Consider the following 21,096-nt stretch of genomic DNA (forward strand, 5'->3'; position numbering starts at 1 on the left):
TTGCGGGGGCGGGCGGCTGTGGGCATGCGTGTTCTCCTTCTTGCCGGGTGTGGATGCGGGGACGGGCGCATTCATGAATGACACTTTCTGCGTATCATTCGTGTATCGAGCATAGTTGATCCGTGGAGGAGGAGGACGAAGTGAACGAAGTCGAGAGCGGTCCGCCCCGCCGGAAACGAGGTCGTCCCACCGTCGATGAGCGCGTTCAGCGACGCGACGACATCATCGATGCCGCGGTCCGGCTTTTCGTCCGCGACGGGTTCGAGCAGGTGACGCTCGACGACATCGCCGCCGAGGCCCACGTGACGAAACGGACGATCTACGGATACATCGGGGATCGCACGGACATCTTCCTCGCCGCTGTCGAGCGTCTCCGCGAGCAGACCCTGCATCCGGGTCACCAGGTGGACGAGTCCCTCGCGCACGTGGCAGAAGGAGTCGTCCTGACTTTGCACTCAGACGAAGCAGTCGGCCTGCATCGGCTCATGATCGCGGAGGCTCGCCGATTCCCGGAACTCGCCCGGCGCTTCTACGAGGAAGGCCCGCAGAGCTACATCGCCGCGCTGCAGCGCCTGATGCCCGATCATGACCGCGCCCGCGCCGAGGCGCTGTTCGAGCTGCTGCTGGGGGAGCCCCACCGCCGGCGTCTGCTCGGTCTGCGCGACGCGCCCGATGCGGCAGCGGCACGTGCACAGGCGAAGGCTGCTCTGGCCGCCGTCGGACTCGCGTTCGGCGATCCGGACACGCGGGGCTGACCCCGCCGCCGCGGGGCCGACATCCATCGAACGGACGAGGCCGGCGGCTTTCGTACGCAATAGGCTCCGAGCATGGCGCTCGAGTCTCTCTTCCTCCGTCTCGACCGGATCGCGGGCGGGCGGCAGGCCGGCGTCGCGATCAGTGAGGCCGACCGCACTCACCCCAAGACCGTGCGAGCGTTCACGTGGATCCTCTGGCTTCTCGTCGTCGAACTCGTGATCGGGGTGGGGGCCGTCATCGTCGCGCTGCTGCTGGCGGTCGACGGGGAGTCCGTCTCGTTCGCCGTCTGGATGCGAACGCTGGTCGTCCTCGCGATGACCGCGACGCTGTTCTACTTCGCCTGGCGTGCGCAGCGCGGCTGGCGATGGGCCTATCAGCGCCTGAGACTGTTCGCGCAGATCTTTCCCGTCATCACGCTCGTGATGGCCGCCATCCCCGGCCTGTACCCGCTCTGGATGGTGTCCGAGCAGATCGTCTTCAGCCTGATCATGATCGGCATCGCCGACTTCCTCACGAGCGATCACATGCGCCGTACCTTTGCACGACCCCCGGCCGACGTCGGATAGCACGGCGGGGCGCGCGACGCCACTCCCTACCGCTGCCCTTCGGAGACCGGCATCCTCGACGGAGACGATTTCAGGGGAGGATCACGAATGGCCAGACTGGTTCGAGTCGCACCGGATGAGGACCCGGGATTCCGGCGTGTTCGCTCGGGGTCGGGGTTCCGCTATGTCGATCCTGCCGGCGAGACCGCACCGGAGGCGGATCGCGAGCGCATCAGCGATCTGGTCATCCCGCCCGCGTGGCACGACGTGTGGATCGCCGCGGATCCGCTCGCGCACATCCAGGCGGTGGGGATCGACGGCGCGGGGCGCAAGCAGTACCTCTACCACCCGCTGTGGCGCGTGAGCCGTGATCGCCGCAAGTTCGTGCGAGCGCTCGACCTCGCGGCCGCTCTGCCCAGCGCCAGAGCTCAGGTGACCAGGGCGCTCAAGGAAGAGGGACAGACCAAGGAGCGCGCTCTGGCGATCGCGTTCCGGCTGCTCGACGACGCGGCGCTCCGCATCGGCTCCGAGCGATACCTCGTGCGGCACGGCAGCCGTGGGCTCACGACCCTTCGCCGGCGCGACGTGCGCGTGTCCGGCAGCGACGTGGCGTTGTCCTTCCCCGCGAAGAGCGGCCGCACCGCCTCGATCGAGATCACCGACGAGTCGCTCGCCGACGCGCTGACCGATTTCGCCGCAGGGAAGTCGGGAGCCTTCCTTCTGGCCTATCGCCGCGGTCGTCGCCGCGTGCGCATCACTCCCGCCGAGGTCAACACGTACCTCCGCGAGGTGACGGGGGCGTCTTTCACGGCCAAGGACTTCCGTACCCTGCACGGGACCGTCATCGCGGCCGATGCACTCGCGCGGATCGGCGAGCTCGACCGTCGCAAAGATCGGGACCAGGCCGAGCGACTCGCCGTGCAGGCCGCCGCGACCGCGCTCGGGAACACGACGGCCGTCGCACGCGGCAGCTACATCGATCCGCGGGTCTTCCGCCAGTACGCACGGGGACGCACGCTGGACCTCTCGGTGACGCCCGAGACGGCCATCCGACGGCTCCTGGGTGGGCCGGAGATCTCGAAGAACGTCAACCGGCGAGCTGCAGCCAGACGACAGCGATGAGCATCGGGATGAGTGGTGTGGCCACTGCGGCGATCACTGGCCACCACCGTGCACGGGAGTCCACGGTCCGAGCGCGCTCGGTGAGAGTGTCGCCTTCGCGGCGGTAGGACTGCGGGTCGAGCGGTGCGGCGGCCTCATCGCGGTACAGCAGCGTCCGTCGTCCGAACCGATCGTGCAGCGCGGCGATCACGGTGAGGAACCCGCGGAGCTCGCTCTCGTCTGTGAGGTCGACGGCGGGGAGGTACAGGTGCAGTGTGCTGTCGACGATCTCCAGATCGAGGTCGGCGCTCTCATCGAGAAGGATCGCCATCAGATCAGGCGTGAGCACATACAGCGCGTCGGTCTCGTAACCGTGCGGGACGGACACCTCGAACACATCGCTGAAGTTGCCCTCCAACCGCAGCTGCGAGCGGCCGGTCGGTCGTCGCGGAAGCACACTGAGCGCTCCACCGCCCCGACGCGAGCGGAGCGTGATCCTCGGCGCTTCCGACGGGAGGGGGATACGCACGGCGCGCACGGTGTGCGTGGTCGCTCCCTCGCGGTCGCCGACGACGAAGATGCGCTCGACGCTGTCGAACGGGAGGCTGGTGTGGAGCGCATCGAGATGGTCCTGGGCGGTGCGGCTCCCACGGTCTATCTGCTCGTCGATGGATCCGCCCCAGATACGGTCGCCGATGTCTGCGCGGTACGTCCACCCGAGCGCCTGCGCGATGGCTTCGAGGTTCGCGCGTCGCCGTCGATGCTGCACGACTGCGAAGGTCGAGGTGGCGACGAGTACAGCGCCCGCGACGATCGTCGCCAGCTGTGCGAGGAGCAGGGCGGCACCTTCGAGCCCGAAACCCACAGGCAGCAGATAGAACGCGACGCCGGCGGCGATCGCCAGATAGGCCGCCGACGCGGCGATCAGTCGGAAACCGCCCCGCACGGGGGTTCCTGCGTGCGGGGCGGGCGTCGGTTCCGAGTGCGCGAGCACCGTCAGGGCTTGTAGACGATGGCGATGTTCAGCTGGCCGTTGTCGCGCGCCCACGCGAGCCAGCGCGGTTCGTTCAGCCCGTTGAGACGCTGGATCGGGATGACGTAGATGCCCTGATCGATCCGGCTCAGCGCGCGGAACTCCGGCTTCTTCGAGATCCAGATGGTGCCCCCGCCGTCCCACGGCTCGAGGCACGAGTACACATACCCGTGCTCGCGGAGGTTGATCCGGTCGGTCAGGCTCTCGGCCTGCTGTCGGAGCTCGGCGACGACGTCGGCGGGCACCGTGCCATCCAGGGTGAACGCGGCGACGTCGTATACGTTGCCCTCACCGAAGTCCCGCGTCGTGAGGATGGTCAGTTCCGTGACCCCCTTGTCGGAGGTGCGGGTCCACAGCGCGTGCGAGTTCTTCGCACGCTTGTTCATCAGGAACCCGCCGAAGTTCACCTTCTGGAACGAGAAGTCGTCGAGCTTCGCGGCGATCTCTGCGCGTGTCGTCATGGGGAGTGTCTCCTTGTCCGGGAGGTCGGGCGGCCTCTCCGTCGAGCGAGCCTAGATGCCCACCACCGGGCGCCGTCGGACCCCGAACGAGCCCGAACGACGCGCCGGCCGAGCGCCCCCGCAGCCTGCCATAGGCTCGACTCATGCCCGCCCCGCGCACCCTCGACGAGCTCTGCAGCGGGCTCGGGCGGATGCGCGCGGATGCCGGATCCCCCTCGTACGCGGAGATCGCACGGCGCATCGGACGGTTGCGCGGGGGAGCGGAACCGGCGAAGGTCACGGTCTACGACTGCTTCCGTCCCGGTCGACGACGGGTGGATGATCGGCTCGTCGGAGACATCGTCCGGGCGCTCGGTGGCGGGGAGGCCGAATCGGAACGCTGGAGCGAGACGGCGCGCGTGCTCAACGGCGAGCGATCCGGAGTGCATATCGAGGTGACGCATGCTCCGCGGAACGCTCCTGGCGCGGAGATCGGTCGAGAGGCGCTGTTGGCCTCGGTGCCCGCGGCGGATGTCCTGATTCTCACCGGGCTGCCGGGCGCCGGGAAGAGCACCTTCGCCTCCGCGCTGGTCGGCAGGGACTCGGTGCTCACGGTGCAGCTGCGCGAATCCGAGCCGGACCGTCCGCACGCCGACCCCATCGACGTCCTGCGGCGCATGCTGGGCGCGCTCGGAGTCCGTGCGCTGCCCTACGAGCTGCCCCGCCTGCGCGAGACATTGCAGGTCACCGCTCGCGGTACGACCGTGATCGTGGAAGACGCGGGTGACGCCCGGCGCCTCGCCGCACTGATCGTCCCCGGGGTGCGGTACGTCGTGACCTCCCGGGTCGACCTCGCCGATCTGGAGCAGCGTGTGCGACCGCAGACGCTCACCATCGCTCGTGTCGTCGTTTCTCCGATGACGGACATCGACGCGCAACGGCTCCTCGCGCATCTCATCACGGTCGAGGGGACGGCGGCGCCTCTGTCCCCCTCGGAGATCGACGTCGGCACAGACGCGCTCCAGCGCATCGTGGCCGTGGGAGGCGGTCTCCCGCTCGACCTGGTGATGCTCGCGGGGATCGTCCGTGAGCACGAGGGCTGGTCGTTCCAGGATCTCGCGTCGCGTTTCGAACACGAGCCGCGTGCTGCGCGGATCCGTCCCGTGCTCGAAGCCGCCACCCGCTCGTTGTCGCAGGGTGAGGCCGATCTGCTGGCGGACGCTGCGCTGTTGGACAGGGACATCGACGCCGCGGTGCTGCTCGCTGCCGGCGGTCCGTCGGCGGAAGCCGATCTGCATCGCCTTCATGGTCGCCATCTCGTCGAACTCCGCGACGGACATGTGCAGATCCATGCCACGGTGTTCGCCTTCGCCGCGGAGAGATCACGCTCGCTTCGACCCTCTTCGGAGCGCCGGACATTCGTGCGCACAGCAGCGGCCGCGGTGCTCGAGCGGATCCGCTCCGATCCCGACTACGCGGCGCGGGAGGTGGTGACCGTGCTCGCCGTCGCCGCGGCGGCTCGAGAGCATGCCGCCGATTCCGCGGTCGAGCAGCTCGCCATCGAAGCGCACCCCGGGCTCTCCCGGTGGTCGATGTGGAACGAGTCGCTGCGCCTGCATGACCTCGCAGCGCGCGGAGAGGGACTCGACCTCGTGCCGGAGATCGCCCTGGGCGTCGCGCACTGCGCCGAGAAGCTCGGGCGTCTGGACGAAGCGCTGATCACGCTGCATCGGGTGCGACGCATCGCCACCGGGGTGTCACTCGCGCGCACGTGGAATCAGATCGGCAACGTCCAACGGTGGATGAGCCATCTCGAAGAGGCACTGCGGTCGTACGAGCTCGCGATCGGACACGCGCGGGCGGCCGGGGATCGGATCGTGGAGGGGCGGGCGACGGGCAATCATGCCGATACGCTGCGCATCCTCGCCCGCTACCCGGAGGCACGCGACCGTTACGCGGTGGCGCTGACGATGGCGCGGGAAGAGGGCGACGATCTCAACGTCGCGGTCGTTCGCGGCAACCGGCCGCTGCTCCTCCTGGCGATCGGCCAGCTCGATGACGCGGCCGTCGAGCTGCAGGGGCTGCTCGACGAGTCGAGCGTCGACTCGCTGCCGTTCGTGCGCAGGACCTTGGCACTGGTGGCGGAGGCGACGGGAGATGACGTGCGTGCTCGCGAACTGTGCGCGACCGCGAGACAGACCCTGCGGACAGCGGGGGAGTTCGCGACCTCGGCCGACCTCGACCTGCTGGAAGCGCGGCTGGACGGGCGCGCCGGCGACCTCGTGAGAGCGCGAGCCGCCGCCGAACGAACCCTGCGCGAGGCGGAACGCGCCGGCTCGCCCCTGATCGCGACCGAGGCGGCGAACTCACTGGCCGAGATCCTGGTGCGCGCTGCGTCGATCGACTCGGGCGCAGCCCGCCCCCTGCTCGACGATGCGGCGCGGCACGCCGAGGAGGCACGGAGCATCGCCGAGGCGACCGGCGATCGTGCGGAGGTGGCGCGCAGTGACGGCGTCCTCTCGTCGATCGCGGCTGCGCGGGGCGATGAGGCGTCGGCTGAGGCACTCGCGGCGGCCTCGGCGCAGCTCTACGCGGAGATCGGCCATCGCCTGCGCAACGAGTGAGGCGTGAAGGTGGGGCCGTCTGCGTCTCGTCCGGATGCCAGGATGGAGGAATGGACACCGCCAACCTCACCCGGGAGGAGACCGCCGCGCGATCCGCAGCGGTCACCCTGCACCGCATCCGTGTCGAACTGGATCTGACGGGGGCGCCCGAGCGGGCGCGCACCGGGTTCCCGACCGTGACGACGCTCGAGTTCGATGCGACGGCGGAAAGGACCTGGCTCGACTTCATCGGCGAAGAGGTGCGCCGCGTCGAGGTGAACGGCGTCGACCAGGATGTCGTGTGGGACGGAGCCCGGATCACGCTCGCCGGTCTCGCCTCCTCGAACGTGGTGCGCGTCGTGGCGGTCGGGGCGTACAGCCGCTCCGGCGAGGGACTGCACCGCTTCCACGACCCCGCCGATGACGAGACGTACCTGTACACGCAGTACGAGCCGGCGGATTCGCGTCGGGTCATGGCGTGCTTCGAGCAACCCGACATGAAGGCCGAGTACACCTTCGTCGTCGATTCCCCCTCCGAATGGGAGGTGCTCTCCAACCAGACCGCGGCGCACACCGACCTCGGCGTCGGGGTGCAGCGGGTGGAGTTCGCCCCGACGCTGCCGATCTCGAGCTACATCACCGCGGTCGCCGCCGGCCCCTACACGCGTGTCGAGGGCGAGTGGCGGCGCGAAGAGCAGCAGGTCAGCCTCGGCGTCTTCGTCCGCCGCTCGCTGGCGCCCTACCTGGAGGCCGACGAGATCCTTGAGGTCACCCGGCAGGGACTCGACTTCTTCACCGATGCCTTCGCCTACCCGTACCCGTGGGGCAAGTACGACCAGATCTTCGTGCCGGAGTACAACCTCGGTGCGATGGAGAACCCCGGTCTCGTGACGTTCACGGAGTCGTATCTCTCCCGCGGCGCGGCGACGGAAGCGCAGCGCGCCGCACGGGCGAACACGATCCTGCACGAGATGGCCCACATGTGGTTCGGCGACCTCGTCACGATGACCTGGTGGGACGACCTGTGGCTCAAGGAGTCGTTCGCCGACTACATGGGTGCGCACGCCTCCGCGGTCGCCACCCGATTCCATGACGCCTGGGTGAAGTTCGCCGCGAGCCGCAAGGCTTGGGCGTATCAGCAGGATCAGCTGCCCACGACGCATCCGATCGTGGCGGACATCACCGACCTCGAGGCGGCGAAGCTGAACTTCGACGGGATCACCTACGCCAAGGGCGCCGCGGTCCTCAAGCAGCTGGTCGCCTTCGTCGGCGATGACGCGTTCTTCGAGGGTGCTCGGCGCTACTTCGCTGCGAATGCGTTCGGGAACACCACGCTCGACGACTTCCTGGTGCAGCTCAGCGCCGTCTCCGGCCGCGACATGAGCGACTGGTCGGCGGCATGGCTGCAGACCTCCGGTGTGTCGACGCTGTGGACCGAGACGGATGACGACGGTCGGAGCTTCCTCGTCCAGACCGATCCGCGTCCGCACCGACTGCGCATCGGCCTGTACGAGCGCCTGGACGGGCGCGTCGTCCGTCGCGAGCAGCAGGAACTCGACCTGATCGGCGAGCGGACCCCGCTGGATCTGCCCGATGCCGATCTGGTGCTCCTGAACGACGACGACCTCACGTATGCCAAGGCGCGGCTCGACGAGCGGTCGCTGCGCACGGTCGAGGAGTCGCTGTCGGAGATCGAGGAGCCGCTGGCGCGGGCACTGGTGTGGTCGTCGCTGTGGAACGCCACGAGGGACGGTGAGCTCGATGCGGCGCGGTACGTGGCGATCGTGCGTACGCACGGCCCCGCGGAGTCCAACATCGGGCTGCTGGCGGGTGTCCTCGCGAACGCCGCATACGCCATCCGGCACTTCGTGGCGGATGCGGACCGTGCTGCGGAGCAGCGCGGCTGGACGGATACCGTGTGGAGCGCGCTGCAGGCCGCCGACGCGGGCAGCGACGCGCAGCTGTCGTGGGCGCGGGCTCTCGCGACCGCATCGGCATACGATGACGTGCACCACGAGCACGTGCGCGCCCTCCTCGACGGTGACGTGCCCGCGGGTCTCGTGGTCGACCCGGATCTGCGCTGGCACCTGCTGACGGCACTCGTCACGACGGGGCACGCCGACCTCGCCGACATCAGCGCCGAGCAGGACCGCGACGACACGGGCAGCGGACGCACGGCAGCGCGACGCGCACGGGCGTCGCGGCCCGACGCCGCCGTGCGGCGCGAGGCCTGGGAGACCGCCTGGACCGACCTCACGCTGAGCAACGATCACCTCGACGCCGAGATCGACGGATTCCGAGCCGGTGGGCGCCGTGATCTGACCGAGGTCTTCGATGCGGAGTACTTCGCGCGGATTGCGGGAGTCTGGGGTGACCGCAGTATCGAGATCGCGCGTCGGCTGGTCCTCGGGTTCTTCCCCGCGGCCGATTCGCTGAGTGCCGTCGACGCCTGGATCGCCGAGAACGCGGGGGCGCCCGCGGCGCTGCGGCGGCTCGTCGTCGAGCAGCGCGACCATCTGGAACGCGATCTCCGTGTGCGCGCCGCGCAGGGCGCTAGCCACCGCGACTAAGCGGGAGCGACCTGCATCCCCATGACCGTGCGCACGATCCACGGGTGCGCGCGGTCATCGTCGATGTGAGTCATCCCGAGATTCTCCGCGACGCCGCGTGAGGCGTCGTTGGCGGGGTGGATGATGGCGGTGAGCAGCGTCGGCGCGAACTCCCGAGCTACGAGCTCGACGCACGCGCGCGCGGCCTCGGTCGCGTACCCCCGGCGCTGCATCGACCGGCGCACCTGATAGCCGACCTCCCGCACCGGATCGCCGTTCACGGACTGCCAGGTCAGACCGCAGTCGCCGACGAACTCGCCGCCGCGCGTCTCGATGATCCACAGTCCGTGGCCGTGCTTCCGATAGCTCTCCTGCATGCGCGCGATCCACTCGGCGCTCTCGGCGCGGCTCTTGGGCGCCGGATAGAACGCCATCACCTCCGGGTCGCCGAGCAGATCGGCCATCAGGTCCAGGTCGTCCTCCGTCATCTCCCGGAAGACGAGTCGCTCGGTCGGCGGAGGGAGGAGGCGTCGTACCGCGCCGCTCACAGATCGAGCGATTCGCCGGGCTCCAGAACGAAGAACTCGCCGCCGCCCTGCTCGGTCGCCCACTGCAGCCGCTGGCGGTGCATGTTCTTCCCGATGACCGAGAGCGTCATGTCGTGGGTGCCGAAGGCGCGACGCGGCGCGACAGCGAGCACATAGTCCATCGCCTCGCCGATCTTCAGCCAGGGCGCTCCGAGCGGAGCAGCGAGCGTGCCGACCGCGACCCCCTCCGGAACCGCGTAGGAATCGCCGGGGTAGTAGAGCTCGTCGTTCACCAGCACGCCGACGTTCTCGACGACGGGCAGCGACGAGTGGATGACCTCGTGCGTGCCGCCGAAGAACCGGAGCGAGAAGCCGCCGATCTCGACGGTTTCGCCGGGGGAGACCACGGTGATGTCGTACCCCTCCGCCGCCCGGGCAACTCCGGACGGCGCGAAGATCGGCGTGCCCGGCGCCGCGCGCAGGAGCCGGTCGAAGTGATCGGAGGTCCAGTGGTCGGGGTGCTCGTGGGTGATCACGATCGCGACCAGGCCGTCGAGATCCACCAGCGGTGCGGTGAAGGAACCCGGATCGATCAGCAGGGTCTTCCCGCCGGCATCGAGGCGAAGGGCGGCATGTTCGAACTTGGTGACGCGCATGAGACGAGTCAACTCCTTCAACCGGCGCACGGCAAACGGATTCTGCGCGCCACGCCCGGGAGTCAGGTCGGGGTGGCGTCGATTTGGCGGACCGAGAAATGCCATGGCATACTTGAACGGTTGTCGCGCGACGGAAACGTCCGCCAGACGGCCCCATCGTATAGCGGCCTAGTACGCTGCCCTCTCACGGCGGTAACGCGGGTTCGAATCCCGCTGGGGTCACACAACATGAGAAAGCCTCCGGTTCGCCGGGGGCTTTCTTGCTTTTCACGCTCAGATCACGGCGCGGACGCCTTCGTGAACCACAGCGCCGCGCCCGTTCCGACGGCGGCCGCTGCAGCGAGCGGGAAGTCGAGTCCGTACGCGGTGATCGCGATGATCGGCGTGACGAAGACCACGACGGCAGCGACCGTGACCGCCGTCGACGGGCGGCGCGGCACGCCGAATCGTGGCACTCTCTCGAACCGACCAAGCCACAGGGAGAGCAGCCATACGGCAGCCAGCACGACCACGAAGAACAGGGGTCGCGTCCACCACCACAGCGGACTTCCCGGCGACGGCAACGGCAACGGCAGGAGGAGCTCGATGCCGACGAGCACCATGATCACCGGGAGATGCCAGAGGTAGATCGTCATCAGCCGCGACCCGATGAGGAAGACAACTCCCTGCGCCGCTCTGGTGCGCATGATGGCGGTCAGAGGGCGGTGCAGGATGGTCAGCGCCGCGGTCTGGATCACAGCGAGGACAGCCATCGTGGCTGTCGGCGGCCACTGGTTGCCGAGCATGCTCTGCGTGTAGCCGCCGAGAGACACGAGAGCCCACAGGGCCACGTATCCGCCCGCGATCATCAGTACGAGCTGCCACCAGGTGCGGAGTGCGAACCAGCCGTCGTAGAGGAAGAATCCGACCTGCTGTGCGAACAGCCACGCGAACAGGATGTTCGGGATGCCGGAGAGTTCCTGGCCGAGGCCATACCCCGTGGGAGGAAGGGGGTCGATGCCCAGGATGCCGCCGACGAAGAGGAATCGGAAGGCATCGACGGCCAGAGCCGCGGCGAACAGGATCAGCAGGATCCATGCACCGTGTCGCTCATGGAGCCGCATCATGGTCGGTGCCAGGGCCTGCGCGATCATGTAGGCGGCGAGGAACCACAGCGGCGACCCGACGCCGATCGCGACCGTGTCCACGAGTGCCGGATCGACGCCGAGCATCCGTGCCGCGCCGAGGGCGATCGTGAAGAAGAGGAAGAGCGGGAGGGCAGGGCGGGCGAGGCGTGCCAGTCGCACGCGCACGAAGGTGTCTGCGCTCTCGCGACGAGCGACGGCTGATCGCCATCCGGCTCGTGCGGCGTATCCGCCGACCACGAAGAACAGCGGCATGATGTTCGCGATCCAGGAGGCGGCGGTGAACCACGACTGGGTCTCGACGGTCTTCTCGATCAGGAGCGACCCGTCCGATTCCCGCCCGACCCCGGTGAAGAGGACATGCACGAACACGACGAGCAGCACGCAGGCGACACGGACCAGGTCGAGAGTGAGGTCGCGGCCGACCGGCACGGCGCGTGACCGGGGATCGATGGCGGCTCTGCTCATGGCAACGACTCTAACCGCCGGCGGATCGGCGCCCGCTCGGGCGGCGGGAGTCAGATCTGGTCGGGACCGGCTTCTTCCGCCACCGACGAGGGTGCGGATCGACGGTTCCGGCGCGCTCGACGGATCAGCCACACGATCAGTACGACGACACCGACGACCGCGACCCAGGGGAGGACGAAGCCCAGTGCGATGACGAGGGCGTTCAGCGAGACGACGAGGCCGTTCCATCCGGCGAGCAGGCCATCGGCGAACCCGGCGGGATCGGCGGTGGTGGCCGTCGTCGCTCTGGTGAGTTGCACCTGAAGCGATGACATCGCTACCTGATCCTGCAGGGACTCGAGCTGCTGCTCATACGACTCGAGCTGCGCCTGTCGGTCGGTCAGCGCGACCTCGGCCTCGATCAGCTCGGAGACGCTGCCCGACTGCGCCATCAGCTCGGTGAGACGGTCGACGGACGCGCGCGTCGAGTCGACGCGCGCCTGAAGATCGATCGACACCGAGGTCACGTCCTGCTTCGACGTCGACGACGAGAGGACGTCACCGGTCTCTCCGAGCGCGGCGATCACCTCCGGCAGATCTGCGGAGGGCACGCGGATGCTGATCCAGCCGTACGCCGAGTCGGCGGGAGCCGGTTCGGACGTGCCGTCGATGGCGACGGACTTCCCGATCTCGGTGCTCTCCACGTAGCCGTCGTGCTCCTCGGCGAGGTTCGCAATCGCCGAAGCGGCGTCCGCGATGCTCTTCACCTGGACGGTCGCCTGGGCGGTCGCGATGATCTCCCGATCGCCCTCGCTGCTGTCGGCGCCGGCGATGGTGGAGTCGGAGATGCTCCCGGGGAGCGATTCGGGTGCGGAGTCGGACATCTGCTCCGGCGATGACGACGAGGAATCCATCGAGACGCCGCCCGGCATGCTCAGCCCCTCGGCCGTCGATGTTGCGGCGCCACCGACCGCGCCGAGGATCGGGGGCGTCACGAGGACGCCGACGACGAAGGCCGCGGCGATGCCGCCGCCGGTGAGCCAGCGGCGGCGGCGCTTCCTGGCGCGCTCGGCCTGCGGATGCGCGGGGGAGCGTTCTGCGGCGATCTCGGTGAACACGGCGGTCTCGATGCGGGCGATGGTGTCGTCCGACAGCACCGGCAGCTCGCTGCGGGGATTCTGGTCGTTCATGCGTCTCTCACTTCCTTCACGGCGCCGCGCAACCGGGTGCGCACTCGGGAGAGACGATTGCGGACGACCGCGTGCGTGATGCCCAATTCCTCGGCCGCGGCCTGATACGCGTAGCCCTCGGACGCGCACAGACGGAAGATCTCGCGGTCGAGATCGTTCAGGGTCCCCACCTCGACGGCGATCCGGGCGGCGAGCTCGGCCGTGATGACCTGTTCCTCGACGCTGATCGTGTCGGGCAACAGGGTCTCGTCGACGGCCTCGGCGGTGTGCGCCTGATCGCGGCGGCGCTGGCGCAACCGGTTCGCGGCCTGGAAGCGGCAGATCGTGGCCAGCCAGGGCAGGATCGACTCGCCCTGGAGCTCGAGAGCGGGGAGCTTGCGCCAGGCGACGACGAACGTCTCCTGGGTGACGTCCTCCGCGTCGGCGGGCGACGCCAGGATGCCCTGGGCGATCCAGTAGACCGGCCGCACGTGTGCGCGGTACAGCTCGCGGAAGGCGCTCTCGTCGCCGGCCGCGGCCTGCGCCGCCCATTTCTGATCACTCGTCTGCACGGGCATCCTGATTCCGTTCGGTGTCTCTCACCAGGGAGGTGTCGATCGCTGCCTCATCGTCTCAGATCCGGTCGCCGTATTCGTCTCGATCGCTGTTCCCCGCGGTGCCGCGGCTCCGGTAGCATTGCCCGGGCGAGAGGGAGTATCCCGGATCCGCGCGTAACGTCATCACGAGCACCGTCATCGCTGCTCCGGGCGCGCGACGCACATCTGTGCGGGGGAGAGACTTTCGACTGATTCCCGACCCCTCCGCGAAAGGCCTGTGCGCCCCTTGGAAATCCCCGTCTGGTTCGAGATCACCTCGATGGTCGTCCTCACGATCATCCTGATCGCCGACCTGCTCCTCATCCGGCTGCGGCCGCACATCCCCTCGACGAAGGAGTCCACCCTGTGGGTGGTCTTCTACGTGGGTCTCGCACTGCTGTTCGCCGTGCTCCTGGGCAACGTCGGCGGCTGGCAGAACGCCGGCGACTTCATCACCGGCTGGGCACTGGAATACAGCCTGTCGATCGACAACCTGTTCGTCTTCGTCCTGATCATGGCCCAGTTCGCGGTGCCGCGGCGCCTGCAGCAGCAGGTCCTCATGGTCGGCATCATCATCGCGCTGATCCTGCGCGGCCTCTTCATCCTCGCCGGCGTCGCGATCGTCGAGAACTTCTCGCCGATCTTCTACATCTTCGGCGCATTCCTCATCTGGACGGCGATCCGTCAGGCGATGCCCGACGGTGATCATGAGGGTGAGGTCAAGCGCGAGAACTTCATCGTGCGCCTGCTCCGTCGTCGCGTCGACATCAGCGAGGAGTACGACGGATCGAAGATCCGCACCACGGTGAACGGCAAGCGCATGTGGACGCCCATGGTGATCGTCTTCATCACGATCGGCGTCACCGACCTCATCTTCGCGATCGACTCGATCCCCGCGATCTTCGAGATCACCACGAACGGATTCCTCGTCTTCGCGGCCAACATCTTCGCGCTCATGGGGCTGCGTCAGCTCTACTTCCTGCTGGGTGACCTGCTCGATCGCCTCCGCTACCTGCACTACGGCATCGCGGTGATCCTCGGCTTCATCGGCATCAAGCTGATCCTGCACGCGCTGCACGTCAACGAGCTGCCGTTCATCAACGGCGGTCAGCACGTCGAGTGGGTGCCTGACATCAGCAACATGGTCTCGCTCGGCGTGATCCTGGCCTCGATGACCATCGCCACGGTCGCGAGCCTCATCGCCTCCTCGCACGACAAGCGCGCGGAGAAGAAGGCAGCGCTCAGCGAGTAGTCCCGCAGGCGACCTGCGCGCCTCAGAACGCGCGCAGGTTCGCCTGCAGACCGCCGTCCACGTACTCCCGGCGGAGAATGCCGCGGCGGCGCAGGACGGGCACGAGTTCGTCGAGCGTGCGATGCAGGGTGACCGGATGGAAGTCGCCCCAGAGCAGCACGCCGTCGTTGCCCCACTCGCCGAGCTCTTCGATCAGGTCGGCGAACTCCTCGGCCGTTCCGACGAAGCCGGAGCGGTCCGTGATCCGGCCTGTGCGGGCGAGCGCCGTCAGATGGGCGCACAGCGGGGCATCCTCGCCGCGGTCTCCGATCAGGCGCTGGATGCTCCCGCGCGAGACGTGGGCGCCGAAGAGCGAGAGATCGAGCGCCTTGTCGAGGTCGAGCGACGTGAGGTCGGTCTCGAGGTCGCTGGACTGCTTGCGGGCGATCTGCACCAGCGCGGCGTCGTCGGGATGGGCGGATGCGGCGACGATGCGGTCCGCCTCCTCGCTCGACGACGTGATCACGGGCTGGATGGCGAACAGGATCTTGATGTCCTCGGGCTGCCGCCCCTTCGCGATCGCCGCCTCGTGCACCCGGGCACGGTAGTCGCGCACGGACTTCTCGTTCAGCGGAGCCAGCGCGAGCTGCACATCGGAGTTCGCGCCGGCGAACCCGAGTCCGCGGCCGGAGCCGCCGGGGGAGACGATCGCGGGATCCCCGTCCGTGAACGGGAGCGCGTTGAGGGGGCCGTCGAATGCGAAGTGCTCGCCCCGGTGCCGGACGGGCTGCAGCTTCGTACCGTCGGCGTACACCCCGGTCTCGCGGTCGGCGACGAGTGCGCCGTCGTCCCAGCTGTGCCACAGTGCGCGGATTCCGGCGAGCCATTCCTCCGCGCGGTCATACGCCTCGTCGTGACCGAGCTGCGGCGCGTCCGAGAAGTGTCGTGCGCTCCCGGTGTCGGTGACCACGTTGAGACCCAGCCGATGCCCGCTCAGATGCTGCAGCGTCGCGAACTGGCGCGCCGCGGTGTACGGGAGATACGCCGCCGGGTTCACCGTCGGCACGACGCCCAGGTGCTTCGTCGCCTGGAAGAGATACGGAGCGAGCAGGAGCGGATCGTGCTTGGGGCCGCCGAAGGCGTGACGGACCCGCAGATCGATCGTCGACGGCGACCCCAACGACGGCGCGTCCTCGATGATGACCAGGTCGAAGCCCGCCTGCTCCAGGGTGCGGGCAGCGTCCTGGTACACCTCAGGGCGCGTCCAGTCGTAGTCCCAGTCGAGTGACGGATAGCCCCAGCCCTGCGGCCCGAAACCGCGCGCCAGGAACCAGCCGAAGTGCTGGGGTCGGCTCACGCGACCGTCTCCCGCACGGCGTTCAGCACCTGCGAGAGGTCGGCGACGAGATCCTCGACGTCTTCGATGCCGATCGATACCCGCAGCGTGCCGGGGTGCACGCCCAGGATCTCGCGCTCTTCGTCCGTGCGCTGCGCGTGACTCGTGGTCGCCGGATGCAGCACCAGGGAGCGGACATCTCCGATGTGGGTCATGTGCGTGAAGACCTGCACGCCCTCGACGAACTGTCGTGCGGCGGGCAATCCGCCCCGCAGGGTGAAGGTGAAGATCGACCCCGATCCGCCCTCGAGGTAGCGGGAGCCGATCTCATGGTCGGGATGCGAGGGGAGCCCGACGTAGTCCACGCTCTCGACCGCGTCGTGCTGTTCCAACCACTGCGCGATCTGGAGCGCGTTGCGGGACTGCCGCTCGACGCGGAGGCTGAGTGTCTCCACGCCTTGGCCGATCAGGAAGGCGTTGAGCGGAGACGGGGACGCGCCGAATCGCGGCGCCACCGACTCCCGGGCGTAGGCGATGCGTGCGCGACCGCCGTGGCGAGCGAAGACGCTGGGAGCGTCGCCCCGCCCCGGCAGCACGAGGTGCGGCGCATTGTGGCCCGCGTGCTCGGCGTCGAAGCGGCCGTCGTCGACGATCACGCCGCCGAGAACGGATCCGTGTCCGGCGAGGAATTTCGACGCGGAGTGGACGACGATCGCCGCGCCGTGCTCGATCGGACGCAGCAGGGCCGGGGTCGCCAGGGTGTTGTCCACGATCAGCGGGATCGCGAACTCGTCGGCGATGTCGCTGATGGCACGGATGTCGAGCACGTCGTTGCGCGCGTTCGCCACGGACTCGGCGAACACCGCGCGGGTGTTCGGGCGGATCGCCGCCCGCCAGGCATCCGGATCGGCGATGTCTTCGACGAAAGTCGTCTCGATGTCGAGGCGCGCCAGGTTGTCGAGGAAGAGCCCTCGGGTGCCCTCATAGATGTGGGTGGAGGAGACGATGTGGTCGCCGGCCCCCACGACGGTGAGCAGGGCGGTCACGACCGCCGCCTGTCCGCTCGCGACCAGCACCGCGTCCGCGCCGGACTCCAGGGCTGCGAGCTGACGCTCCACGGCTCGCACCGTCGGGTTGCCCGTGCGCGTGTATCCGAAGCCGGCCCCGGTGCTGAAGTGGTCGGCCGCGTGGTCGAAGTCGTCGAACTCGAACCCCGCCGTCAGATAGATGGGCGTCGCGCGCGAGGACGCCGTCTCACGGGTTCTCGCCGCGTGGACCGCACGGGTGGCGAAGCGGGCGGTGTCGACGGTCATGCGGTGCCTCTCGGTCGTTCGGGTGCTCAACAGAGTGTCATGACGGGTCGGAGCGTGTCCGAGCGGTGGTAATCTGACGTCATGCGGACCGTGCTCCTTCTTCTTAGCGGCCGCGACGAGACCTCGATCTGAGCCCCTCCTCGTCGCGGAGTCCATCGTGGGCCGAACCGCCAGCTACAGGAGACACGCAATGACCACCCCCGCAAACGGTGCCGATTCCGCACGCCGCCGGACCCTCGCCGAGAAGGTCTGGGACGACCACCTGGTCGTCAAGGGCGAGAACGGCGAGCCGGACCTCATCTACATCGACCTGCACCTCGTGCACGAGGTCACAAGTCCGCAGGCGTTCGACGGCCTCCGCAGCGAGGGGCGGCCGCTGCGCCGCCTCGACCTGACGATCGCGACCGAGGACCACAACACCCCGACGCTGGAGATCCACAAGCCGATCGCCGATCTCACCAGCCGCACGCAGATCGAGACCCTGCGCCGCAACGCCGCGGAGTTCGGGGTGCGTCTGCATTCGCTCGGCGATGCGGAGCAGGGCATCGTGCACGTCGTCGGGCCCCAGCTCGGGCTCACGATGCCCGGCATCACGGTGGTCTGCGGCGACTCGCACACCTCGACGCACGGGGCGTTCGGAGCGATGGCGTTCGGCATCGGCACCAGCGAGGTCGAGCACGTCATGGCCACGCAGACACTGCCGCTGAAGCCGTTCAAGACCATGGCGATCAATGTCGAGGGGACTCTGCGCGACGGCGTCACCGCGAAGGACATCATCCTCGCCGTGATCGCGAAGATCGGCACCGGAGGCGGACAGGGCTACGTGCTCGAGTATCGCGGCAGCGCCATCCGCGCCCTCTCCATGGAGGGGCGCATGACGATCTGCAACATGTCGATCGAAGCCGGAGCGCGGGCCGGGATGGTGGCCCCCGACGAGACCACCTTCGCCTACCTCGAGGGCCGTCCGCACGCGCCCAAGGGGCAGGACTGGGAAGAGGCCGTGGCCTATTGGCGCACCCTGCCGACCGACGAGGGCGCGACCTTCGACGCCGAGGTCTTCATCGACGCCGACGAACTCGAGCCGTTCGTGACCTGGGGCACCAACCCCGGTCAGGGCAGCTCGCTGTCGTCCTCGGTGCCGAACCCCGCCGAGATCGTCGATCCCAACGAGCGGGCTGCCGCAGAACGCGCGCTGGAGTACATGGACCTCACGCCGGGGACGCCTCTCAAAGAGGTGCCGGTCGACGCCGTGTTCATGGGCTCCTGCACCAACAGCCGCATCGAGGACCTGCGCGCCTTCGCATCGATCATCCAGGGCAAGAAGAAGGCCGACGGCGTGCGCGTCATGGTCGTCCCCGGGTCGGCGCGCGTGCGCCTGGAGGCCGAGGCCGAGGGCCTCGACAAGGTCATCACCGACTTCGGGGCGGAATGGCGCTTCGCCGGATGCTCGATGTGTCTGGGCATGAACCCCGACCAGCTCGCACCGGGGGAGCGCTGTGCGTCCACGTCGAACCGGAACTTCGAAGGACGACAGGGCAAGGGAGGGCGCACGCACCTCGTGTCGCCGCTCGTCGCCGCCGCGACCGCGATCCGCGGCACGCTGTCCAGCCCCAGCGACCTGACGGAAGGGATCTGACCCATGGAGAAGTTCATCACGCACACGGGCATCGCGGCACCGCTGAAGCGCTCGAACGTCGACACCGACCAGATCATCCCCGCCGTCTTCCTGAAGCGTGTCACGAAGACGGGTTTCGAAGACGCGCTGTTCCACGGCTGGCGGCAGGACCCCGAGTTCGTGCTCAACCAACCGGAATTCCAGGGCGCGTCGATCCTCGTCGCCGGTTCGGACTTCGGCACCGGATCCAGCCGTGAGCACGCCGTGTGGGCGTTGCGCGACTTCGGATTCACCGTGGTCCTCAGCCCGCGCTTCGCCGACATCTTCCGGGGCAACTCGGGCAAGCAGGGCCTTCTTGCCGCGACGATCTCGGAAGAGGATCTCGAGCGGATCTGGGCGGAGATCGACCGGAATCCCGGGGCACAGATGACGGTCGACCTTGAGGCGCGCAGCGCGTCGATCGGTGACGTCCAGGCCGAGATCGGGATCGACGATTACACTAGATGGCGGCTCCTCGAAGGGCTCGATGACATCGGGCTCACGCTGCGCAACGAAGACAAGATCGCGCAGTTCGAGGCCCGTCGCGAGTCGTGGCGGCCCCGAACCCTTCCCGTTCAGTAGACGGTGGGGGCGGGGGAGCCCAGGGGCAACCCGCCCCCGAAATCCGTAAATGAAGTGAGGCTCCGAATGACGACACCTGTGCGCGACGCTCTCCCGGACGGAGTCCCTGCACTCACCGGAGACGTCCTCGCCATTCGAGGCGGACGCCCGCTTCGCGGTCGCGTCGACGTCAAGGGGGCGAAGAACCTGGCGACCAAGGCCATGGTCGCCTCGCTCCTCGGCGAGACCGTGAGCACCCTGCGCGATGTGCCGGCGATCAGCGATGTCGCCGTCGTGCGCTCACTGCTCGAGGTCCACGGTGTGCGCGTCAGCGAGGGCGATGAGCCCGGCTCGCTCATCTTCGACCCGAGCGACGTGGAGTCCGCCCACTTCGAGGAGATCGACGCCCACGCCGGCGCCTCCCGCATTCCGATCCTCTTCTGCGGGCCGCTCCTGCACCGTCTCGGTCAGGCGTTCATCCCCGACCTCGGCGGATGCCGTATCGGCGACCGCCCCATCGACTTCCACCTGGACGCGCTCCGCAAGTTCGGCGCCATCGTCGAGAAGCTCCCCAGCGGCATCCGTCTCTCGACGGGTGGGAACCGCCTGCACGGGGCGAACATCCACCTGCCGTACCCGAGTGTCGGCGCGACCGAGCAGGTGCTCCTCACCGCTGTCCGCGCCGAGGGCGTCACGGAGCTCCGCAACGCCGCCATCGAGCCGGAGATCATGGACCTGATCGCGGTCCTCCAGAAGATGGGCGCGATCATCTCCTACGAGCCCAACCGCGTCATCGTCATCGAGGGCGTCGAGAAGCTCCGCGGCTACGACCACCGGTCGATCTTCGACCGCAACGAGGCGGCCTCGTGGGCATCCGCGGCTCTGGCCACCGACGGCGAGATCTTCGTCGGCGGTGCCAAGCAGCAGGAGATGCTGACGTTCCTCAACATCTTCCGCAAGGCGGGCGGCTGGTTCGACATCCAGGAAGACGGCATCCTCTTCCGTCGTGACGGCGATATCAAGCCCGTCGTCATCGAGACCGACGTGCACCCCGGCTTCATGACCGACTGGCAGCAGCCTCTCGTGGTCGCGCTGACGCAGGCGCACGGCCGAAGCGTCGTGCACGAGACCGTGTACGAGAACCGGATGGGCTTCACCGACGCGCTGGTCAAGATGGGCGCCGACATCGTCGTGCACCCGCGCGGTCTGCAGGACGGACCCCGCCGCGTTCCCCGCCGCGACCTCGAGCAGGCCGCCGTCATCACGGGCCCGACGCCGCTGCACGGTGCGGACATCGTGGTTCCGGACCTTCGCGGCGGTTACAGCCACATCATCGCGGCGCTGACCGCCACGGGCGAGTCGCAGGTGTCGGGTGTCGACATCCTCAGCCGCGGCTACGAGAAGTTCCTCGCCAAGCTCGACGCGCTCGGCGCCGACTTCGACGTCATCCGGTGA

Annotated in this window: 18 protein-coding genes and 1 tRNA gene; 10 read left to right on the plus strand and 9 right to left on the minus strand. The window is 68.5% G+C overall.

Annotated elements, in window-relative coordinates:
* The first annotated feature begins 140 nt into the window (after window positions 1-140).
* The 3 genes from BQ2383_RS15495 to BQ2383_RS15505 all read left to right on the plus strand — a co-directional run bounded on the left by BQ2383_RS15495 (window position 141) and on the right by BQ2383_RS15505 (window position 2,423).
* Window positions 141-755: a TetR/AcrR family transcriptional regulator gene (locus tag BQ2383_RS15495; protein WP_091037571.1), complete on the plus strand. Its 615-nt coding sequence runs from the start codon at window positions 141-143 to the stop codon at window positions 753-755.
* 72 nt (window positions 756-827) lie between these two features.
* The gene (locus BQ2383_RS15500; RefSeq protein ID WP_091035976.1) at window positions 828-1,322 is read left to right on the plus strand and encodes a hypothetical protein; all 495 of its coding nucleotides are present in this window, start codon (window positions 828-830) and stop codon (window positions 1,320-1,322) included.
* An 87-nt stretch (window positions 1,323-1,409) separates the two neighbouring features.
* Entirely contained in the window at window positions 1,410-2,423 is a 1,014-nt protein-coding gene (locus BQ2383_RS15505; protein ID WP_091035978.1) for a DNA topoisomerase IB, read from the plus strand.
* Here BQ2383_RS15505 and BQ2383_RS15510 read toward each other — a convergent pair.
* The gene (locus tag BQ2383_RS15510) at window positions 2,389-3,348 is read right to left on the minus strand and encodes a hypothetical protein (RefSeq protein ID WP_091035980.1); all 960 of its coding nucleotides are present in this window, start codon (window positions 3,346-3,348) and stop codon (window positions 2,389-2,391) included. The genes BQ2383_RS15505 and BQ2383_RS15510 overlap by 35 nt on opposite strands.
* Window positions 3,349-3,398: 50 nt before the next feature.
* Window positions 3,399-3,896 (minus strand): hypothetical protein, encoded by a 498-nt coding sequence (locus BQ2383_RS15515; protein WP_029263558.1) that lies wholly within the window; start codon window positions 3,894-3,896, stop codon window positions 3,399-3,401.
* A gap of 143 nt (window positions 3,897-4,039) precedes the next feature.
* Here BQ2383_RS15515 and BQ2383_RS15520 point away from each other — a divergent pair, with 143 nt between their 5' ends.
* Entirely contained in the window at window positions 4,040-6,499 is a 2,460-nt protein-coding gene (locus tag BQ2383_RS15520; protein WP_091035983.1) for a tetratricopeptide repeat protein, read from the plus strand.
* A gap of 50 nt (window positions 6,500-6,549) precedes the next feature.
* The gene (gene pepN / locus BQ2383_RS15525; protein ID WP_091035985.1) at window positions 6,550-9,048 is read left to right on the plus strand and encodes an aminopeptidase N; all 2,499 of its coding nucleotides are present in this window, start codon (window positions 6,550-6,552) and stop codon (window positions 9,046-9,048) included.
* Here pepN and BQ2383_RS15530 read toward each other — a convergent pair.
* Together BQ2383_RS15530 and BQ2383_RS15535 are read right to left on the minus strand one after the other, a co-directional pair.
* Window positions 9,045-9,575: a GNAT family N-acetyltransferase gene (locus BQ2383_RS15530; RefSeq protein ID WP_279627359.1), complete on the minus strand. Its 531-nt coding sequence runs from the start codon at window positions 9,573-9,575 to the stop codon at window positions 9,045-9,047. The genes pepN and BQ2383_RS15530 overlap by 4 nt on opposite strands.
* Window positions 9,572-10,210: an MBL fold metallo-hydrolase gene (locus BQ2383_RS15535; protein ID WP_091035992.1), complete on the minus strand. Its 639-nt coding sequence runs from the start codon at window positions 10,208-10,210 to the stop codon at window positions 9,572-9,574. Before BQ2383_RS15535 ends, BQ2383_RS15530 begins: the two co-directional genes overlap by 4 nt.
* A gap of 149 nt (window positions 10,211-10,359) precedes the next feature.
* On the opposite strand from BQ2383_RS15535, the gene BQ2383_RS15540 reads away from it, so the two are divergent.
* Window positions 10,360-10,432 (plus strand) — tRNA-Glu (locus tag BQ2383_RS15540).
* A 56-nt stretch (window positions 10,433-10,488) separates the two neighbouring features.
* On the opposite strand, the gene BQ2383_RS15545 is transcribed toward BQ2383_RS15540, so the two are convergent.
* The 3 genes from BQ2383_RS15545 to BQ2383_RS15555 are packed head-to-tail and all read right to left on the minus strand — an operon-like array spanning window position 10,489 to window position 13,528.
* Complete coding sequence (locus BQ2383_RS15545; RefSeq protein ID WP_167381650.1) at window positions 10,489-11,802, minus strand: acyltransferase family protein; 1,314 nt, start codon at window positions 11,800-11,802, stop codon at window positions 10,489-10,491.
* Window positions 11,803-11,852: 50 nt separating this feature from the next.
* Window positions 11,853-12,971 (minus strand): DUF4349 domain-containing protein, encoded by a 1,119-nt coding sequence (locus BQ2383_RS15550; RefSeq protein ID WP_091035997.1) that lies wholly within the window; start codon window positions 12,969-12,971, stop codon window positions 11,853-11,855.
* On the minus strand, window positions 12,968-13,528 hold the full coding sequence (locus BQ2383_RS15555) for an RNA polymerase sigma factor (protein ID WP_091036000.1): 561 nt from the start codon (window positions 13,526-13,528) through the stop codon (window positions 12,968-12,970). The genes BQ2383_RS15550 and BQ2383_RS15555 overlap by 4 nt, the downstream gene beginning before the upstream one ends.
* Window positions 13,529-13,793: 265 nt before the next feature.
* On the opposite strand from BQ2383_RS15555, the gene BQ2383_RS15560 reads away from it, so the two are divergent.
* Window positions 13,794-14,798 (plus strand): TerC/Alx family metal homeostasis membrane protein, encoded by a 1,005-nt coding sequence (locus tag BQ2383_RS15560; protein WP_091036002.1) that lies wholly within the window; start codon window positions 13,794-13,796, stop codon window positions 14,796-14,798.
* A 22-nt stretch (window positions 14,799-14,820) separates the two neighbouring features.
* On the opposite strand, the gene BQ2383_RS15565 is transcribed toward BQ2383_RS15560, so the two are convergent.
* Window positions 14,821-16,134: an LLM class flavin-dependent oxidoreductase gene (locus BQ2383_RS15565; RefSeq protein WP_091036005.1), complete on the minus strand. Its 1,314-nt coding sequence runs from the start codon at window positions 16,132-16,134 to the stop codon at window positions 14,821-14,823.
* Window positions 16,131-17,426, minus strand: a complete 1,296-nt coding sequence (locus BQ2383_RS15570; RefSeq protein WP_091036008.1) for an O-acetylhomoserine aminocarboxypropyltransferase/cysteine synthase family protein — start codon at window positions 17,424-17,426, stop codon at window positions 16,131-16,133. The genes BQ2383_RS15565 and BQ2383_RS15570 overlap by 4 nt, the downstream gene beginning before the upstream one ends.
* Window positions 17,427-17,616: 190 nt before the next feature.
* On the opposite strand from BQ2383_RS15570, the gene leuC reads away from it, so the two are divergent.
* From leuC to murA, 3 genes are all read left to right on the plus strand, one after another.
* On the plus strand, window positions 17,617-19,062 hold the full coding sequence (gene leuC / locus BQ2383_RS15575) for a 3-isopropylmalate dehydratase large subunit (RefSeq protein WP_091036012.1): 1,446 nt from the start codon (window positions 17,617-17,619) through the stop codon (window positions 19,060-19,062).
* A gap of 3 nt (window positions 19,063-19,065) precedes the next feature.
* Complete coding sequence (gene leuD / locus BQ2383_RS15580) at window positions 19,066-19,662, plus strand: 3-isopropylmalate dehydratase small subunit (protein WP_091036015.1); 597 nt, start codon at window positions 19,066-19,068, stop codon at window positions 19,660-19,662.
* 66 nt (window positions 19,663-19,728) lie between these two features.
* The gene (murA, locus tag BQ2383_RS15585; protein ID WP_091036018.1) at window positions 19,729-21,096 is read left to right on the plus strand and encodes a UDP-N-acetylglucosamine 1-carboxyvinyltransferase; all 1,368 of its coding nucleotides are present in this window, start codon (window positions 19,729-19,731) and stop codon (window positions 21,094-21,096) included.

The organism is Microbacterium oxydans, assembly GCF_900095745.1.
Classification (GTDB): Bacteria; Actinomycetota; Actinomycetes; order Actinomycetales; family Microbacteriaceae; genus Microbacterium; species Microbacterium oxydans_B.